Annotated in this window: 11 protein-coding genes; 7 read left to right on the top strand and 4 right to left on the bottom strand. The window is 56.4% G+C overall.

Features of this window, described 5'->3' with window-relative positions; genetic code table 11:
- Positions 1-394 precede the first annotated feature (394 nt).
- From AACZ86_RS01490 to AACZ86_RS01460, 7 genes are all read left to right on the top strand, one after another.
- Positions 395-1,336, top strand: a complete 942-nt coding sequence (locus tag AACZ86_RS01490; protein WP_339688869.1) for a DMT family transporter — start codon at positions 395-397, stop codon at positions 1,334-1,336.
- Positions 1,337-1,551: 215 nt separating this feature from the next.
- Positions 1,552-2,466: a rod shape-determining protein gene (locus tag AACZ86_RS01485; protein ID WP_339689363.1), complete on the top strand. Its 915-nt coding sequence runs from the start codon at positions 1,552-1,554 to the stop codon at positions 2,464-2,466.
- A gap of 255 nt (positions 2,467-2,721) precedes the next feature.
- Positions 2,722-3,156, top strand: coding sequence for a nucleoside diphosphate kinase regulator (rnk, locus tag AACZ86_RS01480; protein WP_339688868.1), 435 nt, complete (start codon positions 2,722-2,724; stop codon positions 3,154-3,156).
- Between the two features lie 4 nt (positions 3,157-3,160).
- Positions 3,161-3,382, top strand: coding sequence for a hypothetical protein (locus tag AACZ86_RS01475; RefSeq protein ID WP_339688867.1), 222 nt, complete (start codon positions 3,161-3,163; stop codon positions 3,380-3,382).
- A 62-nt stretch (positions 3,383-3,444) separates the two neighbouring features.
- The gene (locus AACZ86_RS01470; protein ID WP_339688866.1) at positions 3,445-5,058 is read left to right on the top strand and encodes an FMN-binding glutamate synthase family protein; all 1,614 of its coding nucleotides are present in this window, start codon (positions 3,445-3,447) and stop codon (positions 5,056-5,058) included.
- A 257-nt stretch (positions 5,059-5,315) separates the two neighbouring features.
- On the top strand, positions 5,316-7,352 hold the full coding sequence (locus AACZ86_RS01465; protein ID WP_339688865.1) for a 3-hydroxyacyl-CoA dehydrogenase NAD-binding domain-containing protein: 2,037 nt from the start codon (positions 5,316-5,318) through the stop codon (positions 7,350-7,352).
- Positions 7,353-7,406: 54 nt separating this feature from the next.
- Positions 7,407-9,125, top strand: a complete 1,719-nt coding sequence (locus tag AACZ86_RS01460) for a class I adenylate-forming enzyme family protein (RefSeq protein ID WP_339689362.1) — start codon at positions 7,407-7,409, stop codon at positions 9,123-9,125.
- A 3-nt stretch (positions 9,126-9,128) separates the two neighbouring features.
- Here AACZ86_RS01460 and AACZ86_RS01455 read toward each other — a convergent pair whose 3' ends face one another.
- From AACZ86_RS01455 to AACZ86_RS01440, 4 genes are all read right to left on the bottom strand, one after another.
- Positions 9,129-10,058 (bottom strand): acyl-CoA thioesterase II, encoded by a 930-nt coding sequence (locus AACZ86_RS01455; protein WP_339688864.1) that lies wholly within the window; start codon positions 10,056-10,058, stop codon positions 9,129-9,131.
- A gap of 49 nt (positions 10,059-10,107) precedes the next feature.
- Entirely contained in the window at positions 10,108-11,280 is a 1,173-nt protein-coding gene (locus AACZ86_RS01450; protein WP_339688863.1) for a thiolase family protein, read from the bottom strand.
- 242 nt (positions 11,281-11,522) lie between these two features.
- Entirely contained in the window at positions 11,523-11,954 is a 432-nt protein-coding gene (locus tag AACZ86_RS01445) for a hypothetical protein (RefSeq protein WP_339688861.1), read from the bottom strand.
- Positions 11,955-12,035: 81 nt separating this feature from the next.
- Positions 12,036-12,494, bottom strand: a complete 459-nt coding sequence (locus tag AACZ86_RS01440; protein ID WP_339688860.1) for a hypothetical protein — start codon at positions 12,492-12,494, stop codon at positions 12,036-12,038.
- Between the last annotated feature and the right edge of the window lie 273 nt (positions 12,495-12,767).

Below are 12,767 nucleotides of genomic sequence, written 5' to 3'. Positions count from 1 at the left end.
TCAGATCAACGCTTAAACGCTGACCTCGGACACGAAGTAGCGCTGTTCATCGGCAATCGACATCCTGCTGTGCTTGTCTGAGCAGCGTGAAGCGCACTGTTTTGGTATTCAAAACAGCAAATTTCCCTGTTAATTCCCTAATATCAGGAAAATCACACTTCAGACCCATTCGCTACAGACTGCGTCGCGCACCATCACTCTCACCCTAGAAACAAGCCATTCTCTGCAGAGCGTGCGCAATTCTGGCAAAGGCAAACCGCCGGAGGCTTGCTTATCGTAGCGGGTTTCATAATAGGGGTCATGTCTGAAATAGCGTGACATCGGCAAATATCTCTTCAACCGCCCGGATGGCACTCGGTCCATTCCGGACCGGCAACCATAATATAGAGCTTCCATGACCAATTCGCCGCAAGTCTCCCGGATTCGAAGAACCGGCACCGCGATATGGTCCAATGCCTATATCCTGCTTTCGTTCACCGCATTATTCTGGGCGGGCAACAGCATTGTAGGGCGGGCGGCGCGGGACCTCACGCCTCCTGCAGCCCTGTCCTTCTGGCGCTGGAGTCTGGCATTATTGTTTTTGCTCCCGCTAGCATGGCCGCACCTGAAGCGGGACTGGCCGACATTGAAGGCAAACTGGAAAATCATGCTTGTCCTGGGGACGCTGGGCATCGGCGCGTTCAACACGCTGCTCTATACCGGCCTCCAAAGCACGACCGCGCTCAACGCGATGCTTCTGCAAGCAGCCCAGCCGGCGCTGATCCTGATCGCGGCCGCCATATTGATGAAAGAGCGTACCAGCGCCCGCCAAATTGCCGGTGTGATCATATCGCTGGCGGGCGTGCTTGCAATTATCTCGCGGGGAAACGTGGTCACGCTGACGAATTTCAATCTCGACCGGGGCGATGCGATCATCGCCTTTGCCGTATTGCTTTGGTCGATTTACACGGTGACGCTCCGCTATCGTCCGGCAGTACACCCGCTGAGTTTTCTCGCCGCAACCCTGGTGATCGGCGTGATGATTATCGCGCCATTTTACGCAGCGGAAATCGTCCGGGGGCATCTGATTGTAGCTTCACGGAACAGCGCGTTCGCTATTGCCTATGTCGCGATTTTTCCGTCCTTCTTCGCCTATCTTTTTTTCAACCGGGGAGTCGAACTGATCGGGGCGGCCTCCACCGGGCAGTTTCTGAATATTCTGCCGGTCATGGGGGCAGGTCTCGCCATGCTGTTTCTCGGAGAACAGCTACAGGCTTTCCATGTCGTGGGCATCGCGCTTATTTTCGCTGGCATATTTGTGGCCGGGAAAGCGCATGGGGCAACCAAAGCGAGATGAGCTCATTGGTCCGATGAAGGACCGCAACGTCGGACAGATCCCCGCCATATCCGCATTTTCCCTGACCACGATACCGCTATCACGAATAATGCTGACAGCTTCGCTGATGCAGTCTAAAATCCGTTGATGTACAGAATCCTGACCAGAAAACATAAGCCGGATATCGCGATTGATCTCGGCACGGCTAACACGCGCATCATGACCGCGGCAGAGGGATCGTTTTTGACGAACCGTCCTTATGCTGTTTCTCCGGTGATATCGGCAGGAAGAAGCTGGTCGCGGCCGGGCTTGAAGCCAGAAAAATGCGGGGTCATGATTCGGCAGACCTGACGATTATCCGGCCGCTTAGCTACGGTGTCCTGAACGATATCGATGCCACGCGGATATTCCTCGAATATGCCATTCGCTCCAGCATAGGCAAGCCACCCAGAGGCGGCGTGACCGCCACGATCGGTGTTCCGACCGACGCCACCGGCGCCGAGCGCAATGCCTTGATGACGGCGGCGCGAGATGCCGGCATATCTTCGGTCACATTGATCGATGAAACCGTCGCTGCAGCCCAGGGCGCCGGTATCGAGATAGACGGCCCGACGGGCGCGATGGTTGTCGAATGTGGCGCGGGCGTCACCGAAGCTGTCGTGCTGTCGCTTGGCGGCCTATGCGGTCGCGTCGCTATCCGCAAGGGTGGCGACAGTATGGACCAGTCGATCATGGACCATCTCCATTTCAGGCATAAATTCCTGATCGGTCAGAATATGGCGGAGCAAACCAAACTCGAACTGGTCGAGCAGATGGTTACGGATTTCGCTGGCGCCGGATCGATCGATGTCAAAGGACAGAATATGGCAACCGGTCTGCCCGAGACCAGAAGCATTCCTGTTCAGGAACTGGCCGTTCTGGTCGACAAGCATATCGATGCAATTGCCGATATGTCAGCCAATCTTCTGGGCAACACGGCCCCCGAACTATGCGACGACATCTATTCCAACGGGATCATATTGACCGGCGGCAGTGCGGCAATCAATCTGATTGGCCAGACGCTGACCGACAGGATCGGCGTTCCCGTCACCGTTGCGGATCAGTCCAAATCCTGTGTTGCTTATGGGCTGCACAGTGCGTTGCTCCACTAGCGCCCGAGCCACGATTGCATCGCATTGACAACATCGCCATGCTCCACCATATCTTGCTGATGGCCATGACCATTCCTCTCGGGCGATATCGCCACCTTTCGGGACAGCTCGCCGCAGGAAGCTGACCCGGATCTACGCTATTGGCCTCGACAGAACGGGGTGACAAAACGGGGTCCGGGATTTCACAATCTATATTGAGAGAAGGACTTCGCGTTTCGCGTTGCTTCCCGGCCAGTTTTGAAAAGAATCAATATCATGAAAAAAGCAGATATCAGCCCGGGCGCGATGCGTCCGGTTATCCATATGATCGACCATGAAAGCGACGCGATCGAGGCATTCGCGATGGCGCTGGAATCCCGCAATCCGAAAGTGGCGGAGATGCTTTACCAAGAACTTGGCCGCGCAACGCTGCATAGCGCTGACGATATGCCCGACAATATCGTGACGATGAACTGCACAGTCGAGTTTGTCGACGAGACAAGTGGGCTGCGCCGAATGGTGAAGCTGGTCTATCCCAAGGACGCGGATATCGAGAATGATTGTCTTTCCATATTAACCCCGATGGGCGCTGGCCTGATCGGAATGGTCGCCGGAGAGACCATTGCATGGCCGGACCGGAGCGGAACCGAACGGATGTTGCGTATCGTGAGCGTCACGCCGCCAGATGATCCTATCGCAAGTCCGGACTGAGATCATGGAGAAAGAACTTGTTCGCTATCGATGCATGACCGATGACGGCTCCTGTCTCGACATTATCGAATATCAGCATTTCAGGATCGTCGATATGGACAGTGGTGTCCGGCAATATCCGGGCGCGCGGAGGCTGGTGACAGAAAATGACGAATCTGTGCGTTATATCGACAAGATGACGTTCGAAATTATCGACACAGGTGAATTGGTCCGTCGGCAGGGTTGAGCCTGATCATGGTTGGCAGTGGCTGGACGGCAGATATGCAAACGAAATATGCGGAGTGAAAAATGAAACAATTTGTGGTTCCGATATTGCTCGTTGCAGCGGCAGCCGTGCTCAGCTTTCTGCTTCCGGCAAATCCGTGGCTGATTTGGCTATTGGCACCCGTCATCATTCTGCTCGGTGTCGCGCTTTGGGATATTATCCAGACCAGCCACACGCTGCGTCGCAACTATCCGGTCATCGCGCATATGCGCTGGTTTTTTGAAGATCTGCGCCCCTATCTGCGTTCCTATATCGTGGAAAGCGATCTGGACGGCAGGCCGTTTAATCATAATGATCGCGCTCTGGTCTATGCCCGCGCCAAGGGGGATAATTCCTACCATCCCTTTGGCACCGAACTGAATGTCTATTCGGATGAATATGACTGGCTCAACCATTCGATGATGCCCAATGAACGGGCCGCCAGCGAATTCCGCGTCAATGTCGGCGGCCCCCAATGCAAGAAACCCTATTCGGCCGCGATTCTGAATATTTCGGCGATGAGCTTTGGCTCGCTCAGCGCAAAAGCTATCGAAACCCTGAATCTGGGCGCGCAAAAAGGCGGCTTCTACCATGACACCGGCGAAGGCGGTTTCAGTCCTTATCATTCCAAACATGGCGGCGATATTGTCTGGGAAATCGGCAGCGGCTATTTCGGGTGTCGTACCGACGATGGTAATTTCGACCCCGAAAAATTCGCCAGAACCGCGGCGCTCGATCAGATAAAGATGATCGAGATCAAGCTGAGCCAGGGTGCCAAGCCCGGTCAGGGCGGCATGCTTCCCGGGGCGAAGGTCACCGCAGAAATCGCGGCAACTCGCGGTATTCCGGAAGGTAAGGACTGCATATCGCCCGCCGCTCATACGGCCTTTACCACCCCGCTAGAATTGCTTGATTTTGTCGAACAGCTACGGACGCTCTCCGGCGGAAAACCGGTCGGCATAAAATTATGCGTGGGCCAGCCGCACGAGATTTTTGCGGTGATGAAAGCCATGCTGCAAACCGGCATCAAGCTCGACTTCATTGTGGTGGACGGAGGCGAAGGCGGTACCGGAGCCGCGCCGGTTGAACTGTCCGACCGCGTCGGCATGCCGCTCCGCGAAGGCCTTATTCTCGTCAATAATGCGCTGATCGGAGCCGGGCTGCGCGGCGACGTCCGGCTGGCGGCATCGGGCAAGGTGATCAGCGGCGCCAGCCTCGCAATGAACGCGGCACTGGGCGCGGACTGGTCCAACGCCGCGCGTGGATTCATGTTTTCGCTAGGCTGCGTCCAGTCCTTGCAATGCCACACCGGCAAGTGCCCGACCGGTATCGCGACCCAGAGCCTATCGAGGCAGCGCGGTCTGGTCGTCGAAGACAAAGCCGAGCGCGTATACCGGTTTCAAAAGCAGACCGCAGCGGCCCTGCGCGATATCGTGGTCTCCATGGGTCTGGAAAATCCCTCGCAAATCCGGCCACACCATCTGCACGAGCGCCTGAACGCGGTTAAATCCAGTTCGATTGACGGTATCTATCCGTTCCTCAAAGCCAATGTGCTGGTCGATACACCGGAAGCCACGCCTTATGCCCGTTTCTGGGCGGCGGCACAGGCGGAGAGTTTCAGGGCTCTGCCGGATATTCGCCAGACCAGTTACAATTGAGACCGCGTCATTGCGCGCAGCCTGACCAATCCGGCGAAAAAGTTGCGGGCGTTGCATGACGTGATATCCGTTAGGGAAACCGACGGAAATCGACGGGCCCTATATCAATATAATCGCTTTGAATTCCCCCGAGACAAAAGCCTGTTTTCAAATCCTCAGCCTTTGTGATATTCGGTCCGCCAGCCCGATAATCGCGGTTGGTTATCACGCTTTACCGCAATGCTTCGCCACGAAAGCATGGTCTTTAGGAGAAAAAAATGTCCGTCGTAACGACTCAAAAACACGATAATATTCTGGTCATTGTCGCGAACAATCCTCCGGTCAATGCGCTCGGCGCGGCCGTTCGCCAAGGACTGGTCGACGGCATTGACGAGGCTCTGTCCGACAACGAGGTCGAGGCCGTGGTTATCCGCTGTGATGGTCGGACATTTTTCGCCGGGGCCGATATTACGGAATTCGGCAAACCGATGAAAGGCCCCGATCTCGGCGCGGCGCTTGACCGGCTGGAGGCCAGCAGCAAGCCGGTCGTCGCGGCGATCCACGGCACCGCTCTAGGCGGCGGCTGTGAAGTTGCATTGGCCTGCCACTACCGGGTCGCGGTTCCGTCTGCGAAAATGGGATTGCCGGAAGTGAAATTGGGCCTGATTCCTGGCGCCGCCGGAACCCAGCGCCTGCCGCGCGTGGTCGGCGCAGAGGCCGCCTTGCCGATGGTCGTGATCGGCAATCCGATTTCGGCGAAAAAAGCCCATGCCATCGGCCTGATCGACAAGATCGTCGGCGAAGACAGTCTGGCCGACGACGCGATAGGCTTTGCCCGCGAACAGATTGGCAAAGCGCCGCCGCGCTCTTCGGAAGGAACTGCCAACGAAGACGGCATCAAGAACCCGGCCATATTCGACGAATTCCGCCAGCAAAGCGGTCGCAAGATCCGCGGCTTCGATGCGCCCGAAGCCGGTATCCAGGCGGTAAAAGCGGCGGGCGAATTGTCTTATGCCGACGGTGTGGCGAAAGAGCGCGAACTGTTCACCAAATTGATGACCGGCACCCAGGCAGCGGCCATGCAACATTATTTCTTTGCCGAACGCGCAGCCAACAAGATTGACGGCATTGATCCGAAAATCGATCTGATACCTATCAAGAAAGTCGGGATTTTGGGCGCCGGCACCATGGGTGGCGGCATCGGCATGAACTTTCTGTCTGCCGGTATCCCCGTGACCATCGTCGAGCTGAAAGAGGAAGCGCTGGATCGCGGCGTCGGTGTGATCCGCAAAAATTACGAGAATAGCGCCAAGCGCGGTCGCATGACCGAGCAGCAGGTCGAGGATGCAATGGGCATTTTGACACCCAGCCTGTCCTACGATGATCTCGCCGATTGCGATCTGGTGATCGAAGCGGTGTTCGAAAATATGGACGTCAAAAAAGAGGTCTTCACCAAACTTGATGCTATCGTGAAACAGGGCGCCATTCTCGCCAGCAACACCAGCTACCTCAATATCGACGAGATCGCGGCGGTAACCAAGCGCCCCGAATATGTTCTGGGTCTGCACTTTTTCTCGCCAGCCAATGTGATGAAATTGCTGGAGATCGTTCGCGGCGAGAAGACCGCAGACGATGTCCTGATGACGGCGATGAAATTGTCGAAGAAGATCGGCAAAGTTGCGGCGGTATCAGGAGTCTGCCCCGGTTTTATCGGTAACCGGATGCTCAGCCCGCGTCAGGAACAGGCCAATGCGATGCTTATGGAAGGAGCTAATTACTGGGAAGTCGACGACGTCCTGCTCGAATTCGGATTCCCGATGGGACCGTTCCAGATGTCCGATCTGGCCGGCATAGATATCGGATGGCATCGCGATCCGGCCCGCATCGAAACCATGCGCGATGCCTTGTGCGCCGTCGGCCGCTGGGGCCAGAAAGTCGGCAAGGGATTTTACGACTATGACCAGGCGCGTCAACGGACGCCCGCTGATGAAGTCAAACAGATCATTGCCGAATTTGCTGCCAAAGCGGGCAAGCAGCAGCGCGACATTTCAAAGGACGAGATTCGCGAGCGGCTGCTCTATCCAATGGTCAACGAAGGCGCCAAAATCCTCGAAGAAGGCATGGCGCAGCGGGCCAGTGATATCGATGTCGTCTGGATCAACGGCTATGGCTGGCCGCTTTACACCGGTGGCCCGATGTTCTGGGCCGATACCGTCGGTCTCGACAAGGTCGTTGCCGGACTCGAGAAGCACAACCTGCCGGTCGCCGATATGCTCCGGGACAAGGCGAGCAAAGGCGAGAAGTTCAACGGGTAGGTTCAGGTTTATCGAATAGGAGAGAATAAATTGGCAACTCAAGCAATAGATCCGCTGGAAAAGTGGACGCCGAGCAATGGATGGCCGCTGCGGTCGCGTGATGAAATCAAAGCCTTGTTATGCGCACCGGGTGAACCATTTGAAATGGAGATGGTCGATATTGAAGGTGTCGCCACCCGCGTCTGGAAAAACGCGCACCCCAGCCTGGCGGCTCTCGCCGAACATGCCCGCGGTCATGGTGATAGCGAATTTCTGATATTCGAAGACGAGCGCGTCACCTATGCCAACTGGTATCGTGCCGTCGCCGCCCTCGCCGTGGAGTTGCAGAACATCGGCGTCACCAAGGGTGACCGGGTATCGCTGGCAATGCGCAACCTGCCGGAATGGCCGGTGATCTTCTTTGCTGCCGCTTCTATCGGCGCCATTGTTGTGCCGCTCAACGCCTGGTGGACGGATCAGGAACTGGTTTTCGGTCTGGAAAATTCACAGACCAGCGTCTTGCTCTGCGATGCCGAAAGATGGGACCGGATTTCGCCCCATCTGGCGGACCTGCCCGACCTCAAACATGTCATAGTGGCTCGCAGCCAAAGCGAATTGGCCCCGGCGGCCCGGCAGCTGGAAACCATTATCGGCCGGCCCAATGATTATGGCAATCTGCCGGATCAGAACCTGCCGGCGGTCGATATTGCACCGGATGACGCGGCGACGATTTTCTATACCAGTGGCACGACCGGACAACCCAAAGGCGCGCTCGGCAGCCATCGCAACCTGACAACCAACGCGATTTCCTCCGGCTATGCCGCAACAGTCGGAGCCTTGCGCCGGGGAAATGAACTACCCGAGCCTACCGTCCGGGTTGGCTTGACCGTCATACCCATGTTTCATTGTACCGCCTGTTCCGCAACCATGATGCCCACCGTACATGGCGGTCACAAGATGATATTCCTGCACAAGTGGGACACGGTAAAGGCAATGGAGATCATCGAACGGGAAAAGGTCAACGCGACCGGCGGTGTGCCGTTTATCGCGTGGCAATTGATCGAACATCCAGACCGCGAGAAATATGATCTGAGCTCGATCGATTCGATCAGCTATGGCGGAGCACCGTCAGCTCCCGAACTGGCCCGGAAGATCTTTGAAGTCTTTGGCGCACTGCCCGGCAACGGCTGGGGCATGACCGAAACAACGGCGACGGTTACAGGCCATAGCGCCGAGGATTATCTCAATCGCCCGACCAGTTGCGGCCCGCCGGTGGCGGCTGCCGACCTGAAAGTCATGAGCGAGGATGCCAGCGAGGAAATGCCGATCGGCGAGGTCGGCGAACTCTGGGCGCGCGGACCGATGGTCGTCAAAGGCTATTGGAGACGACCCGACGCAACCGCCGAAACCTTTGTCGATGGCTGGGTCCGTACCGGTGATCTGGCGCGGCTGGATGACGAAGGCTTCTGCTATATCGTCGACCGTGCGAAAGACATGATCATCCGCGGCGGCGAGAATATCTATTCATCCGAGGTCGAGAATGTCCTCTACGATCACCCTGCGGTGATGGACGCCGCTCTTGTCGGTATCGATCACAAGATGCTGGGCGAAGAACCGGCCGCCATTGTGCAACTGGTTCCGGGACAACAGGCCACCGAGGCGGAATTGCAGGCATGGGTGCGCGAACGGCTCGCCAACTTCAAAGTGCCGGTAAAAATCCTGTTCCGCACCGAAAGTCTGCCGCGCAATGCCAATGGCAAGATTCTGAAGAAGGACCTTAAGTCGTTGTTCTGAGGCTCAGTCGCTTTTCGGCGTCAGGCGGATCATGCCTTCCTGCACCGCGGAAGCAATCAATATGCCGTCCTGGGTATAGAGTGAGCCGCGATTGAGGCCGCGCGTATGGCCAGTCCAGTCGCTGTCCATGACATAGCATATCCATTGGTCGATTCTGAAATCATCATGGAACCACATCGCATGGTCGAGACTGGTCGAGAACAGGCCGGGCGTGGTCCAGTGCAATCCGTGCGGGATCATCGATGTCGACAATAGTCCCATATCGGATGCAAAGGCCAAAGTTGCCCGGTGTATGAGCGGATCATCCGGCAGCGGCGCGACCGTCTTGAGCCATTGATATTGCCTCGCATCCCGGGTTTTGCCCTCCGGACGAAAGCTGCGAACATCAAAGGGGCGCGGCATGCTCATCCGCTCGATATGCTCGTCCGAAACCTGCGGGTTGCGGGCGATCTGTTCCATCGCGCTCATACATTGCTCGGGCGGCAGAACATCCGGCATCTCTATCTGATGCTCCAGCCCTTCGGCGGGTTTCTGGAAAGACGCGGTCAGGTTGAATATGACCTTGTCATTCTGCCGGACAACGACCCTGCGGTTGGAGATGCTGCGACCGTCAAAGTCGCGATGGACGCGGAAATGCAGCGGCTTGGTCTCATCCCCGGCGCGGAGAAAATAGGAATGGAGCGAATGGATATTCTTCTCGGCATCAACCGTGCGATCCGCGGCTACAATCGCCTGAGCGATAACCTGGCCACCGAAAATCCGCTCGCGCGCGGTTGAGCTGAGCGCAGGAAAAACAAATTCGTCCTCACCATCCGCAGACAGGCTGAAAGTGCGGAGCAATCCGGCTATCAGCTTCTCCGCAGACACGGAGGAGCGGTTGGCCAAAGCATCCGATAACCGGCGTTCGACTTGTTCGTCTGTAAGCTGATCCAAAACTGCTTCTATTCCTTAAAGTGCTTCGAGCAACGGCTATTGCCAGCGTTCAGGGGTAAATCTCGAACAGTCCGGCACCGCCCTGACCGCCGCCAATGCACATGGTGACCACGCCCCATTTCGCGCCACGACGACGGCCTTCCTGCAACAGATGGCCGGCACAGCGCGCACCGGTCATGCCGAACGGATGACCGATCGAAATCGAGCCGCCGTTGACATTATATTTCGCCGGGTCAATTCCCAGACGGTCGCGGCTGTAAAGGCACTGGCTGGCGAAGGCTTCGTTCAATTCCCAGATGTCGATATCGTCAACAGTCAGCCCTTGCCGTTCAAGCAGCTTGGGAACCGCAAATACAGGGCCAATGCCCATTTCATCAGGCTCGCAGCCGGCCACCGCCCAGGACACAAAACGGCCCAGTGGCTTCAGTCCGCGGCGCTCTGCTTCCTTGGCTTCCATCAGCACGAGAGCGGCCGCTCCGTCCGACAGCTGGCTGGCGTTGCCGGCCGTGATAAATTTGTCTTCGCCCATGATCGGCTTCAGACTGGACAGGCCTTCCAATGTCGTTGTCGGGCGATTGCATTCGTCGCGGTCGACGGTGTAGTCGACGATGGTTTCTTCCTTGGTTTCCCGATCAACGAGTTTCATCTTGGTCTGCATGGGGACGATTTCATCGTCAAAAAGCCCGGCTTCCTGCGCTGCTGCGATCCGCTGTTGCGATTGCAGGGAATATTCATCCTGATATTCGCGGCTGATATTATAACGCTCTGCCACGATATCGGCGGTCTCGATCATCGGCATGAAGATCGCCGGAGCAATTTTCAGAATTTCATTGTCGATGCTGCCTTCCGGTGCCCGCGGCCCTTGCATCGAAATGCTTTCGACACCGCCCGCGACCACGCAATCTGCGCCGTCACCGCGGATATGGTTTGCCGCCATTGCGATGGACTGCATGCCCGAAGAACAGAAGCGGTTGACCGTTGCTCCGGCCGTTGTTTTTGGAAGACCGGCGAGAAGCGCAGCGTTGCGTCCGATATTGGGAGCCGCGTGCGCCACATTACCGAATATGCAATCATCGACAAAATCACCCTCAACACCCGACTTGGCGACCGCATGTTTGACGGCATGGGCAGCCATAGTCATCGGGGGCGTGATATTGAAGCCACCGCGACCAGCTTTGGCAAGCCCGGTACGAGCATAGGATACGATGACTGCTTCACGCATTGTATAATCTCCATTTGATTGTCTCAGAAGGTTTTCCGACTGGATCACATTTGTTTGTGACGGCCTAAGATTATTTGGAACCATGTCAAGATGTCCCACGGCGAACGGCACAGTTTTCCGACTGCCAGAGCAGGATAGGCCGCGAACAGGACTATTCTGGAGCGATACCGGCCTTTCCTGCAAAAATGATATTGTCAGGAAGACCGTCTTAATATCGCGCGTAAGGCAATATCAACGGCAGTTTACTGTGTCTGTGGCGCGCAGACACCGCGAGGCCAGAACATCTGTCCATAGGGAGTTTTGAATATGAGCAGGTCCTGAGAAAGACTCTCGAGTTGCATATCCATGAAAGCCAGAGTGGGTTTGATTTTTATACGGCGACCTTCGATGACATAGGTCCCGGGTTCCTCGATCTCCGTCGATGAATTGGTCTGGTAAAGCAAAGTCCCGTCAGGCGAGAAAATATAGTTGATCTGTTCATCGGTCCGCTCTCCGTCGATGAGGAGATGGGAAAAGCACCATTGCCCTTCGAGATAGGCCGGGGTCAGACCAGCGACCTCCACCTCCGAAGCGCCTGCGCCGTTCCATATCCCGGTAGATGATGCCGCCTGATCTTCTGACTGGCCACAGGCGGAAAGGAGCAAAGGAAGCAGCAGAGCGGAGCGAAATTTCATGAGTATTTCCTGACAATGTTACAGAAAGATAATTGGAGCCATGACGGGTAGCCGCGTCATCACGGGACATTGAAACCGGTGTTAATTTCCGGTCGCATTTTCAACGCTGACGACCAGCACCCGTTTAACGCCTTCATCTTTGATATCGATAATGACCATTCCATGGCCGTTTCCACGAAATAATGTCATCCCCGGCTTTGGTTCTTCCACGGGAAACAGCTCATAGCCGGCTGCAATCATGCGATCATTATAGGCCGCCAGCAGGTCAGCGGCGCTGGTCTGTGTATTGCCGCGCAAGAGATAGGTTTCGGCCATCGGATTCATCTTCTGGCTTTGCGTCGGTTCGAAGTCGGCGGGCAGCCAGATATCCTTGGGCATCCAGCTCATATCCTTCGGCAGAAAGGCGGGTGGTGGTGACTCCACCTTGCTGATCTCCAGCGGGCCATTGGCGACAGCCTCTGGCGGCTTCGGATCATCGGAACATCCGGCCACCAGCAATATCGGCGCTGCCATCGTCAAAATTACTCTGCCATTTTTCATATCTTCTCTCCGTTGCGCCATGCCAAATGTTAATCTGATAGATGCGGGACCGGCCTCTTGCCCTGGTCGGGGCCCGCCGGCTCGCGTCAATTGAACCGGTAGCTGCCTGCATAGCTGCGGTAGGACATTGTGGTGACGCCATTGCGTCTGGTTCCTGCATAAGAGGATTGCCCCGGGAGCATCTGGATCGACACCTGCCCGCCGGAACGGTCGATCCGTCCGGCATGGAGCGCTGCTTTGCAGATATAGGAATCATCCGTGTAAATGTCGGTT

The sequence above is a fragment of the uncultured Parasphingorhabdus sp. genome, from assembly GCF_963975735.1.
Taxonomy (GTDB): Bacteria; Pseudomonadota; Alphaproteobacteria; order Sphingomonadales; family Sphingomonadaceae; genus Parasphingorhabdus.
Note: the sequence above shows the minus strand (reverse complement) of the source record. Positions and strands in the feature narration are given on the sequence as shown.

Bases quoted from the DNA above. Each gene is read 5' to 3' on its own strand.
- AACZ86_RS01465 (WP_339688865.1), top strand. From the start codon at position 5,316: ATGTCCGTCGTAACGACTCAAAAACACGATAATATTCTGGTCATTGTC.
- AACZ86_RS01445 (WP_339688861.1), bottom strand. From the start codon at position 11,954: ATGAAATTTCGCTCCGCTCTGCTGCTTCCTTTGCTCCTTTCCGCCTGT.
- AACZ86_RS01475 (WP_339688867.1), top strand. From the start codon at position 3,161: ATGGAGAAAGAACTTGTTCGCTATCGATGCATGACCGATGACGGCTCC.
- AACZ86_RS01450 (WP_339688863.1), bottom strand. From the start codon at position 11,280: ATGCGTGAAGCAGTCATCGTATCCTATGCTCGTACCGGGCTTGCCAAA.
- AACZ86_RS01470 (WP_339688866.1), top strand. From the start codon at position 3,445: ATGAAACAATTTGTGGTTCCGATATTGCTCGTTGCAGCGGCAGCCGTG.
- AACZ86_RS01440 (WP_339688860.1), bottom strand. From the start codon at position 12,494: ATGAAAAATGGCAGAGTAATTTTGACGATGGCAGCGCCGATATTGCTG.
- rnk (WP_339688868.1), top strand. From the start codon at position 2,722: ATGAAAAAAGCAGATATCAGCCCGGGCGCGATGCGTCCGGTTATCCAT.
- AACZ86_RS01490 (WP_339688869.1), top strand. From the start codon at position 395: ATGACCAATTCGCCGCAAGTCTCCCGGATTCGAAGAACCGGCACCGCG.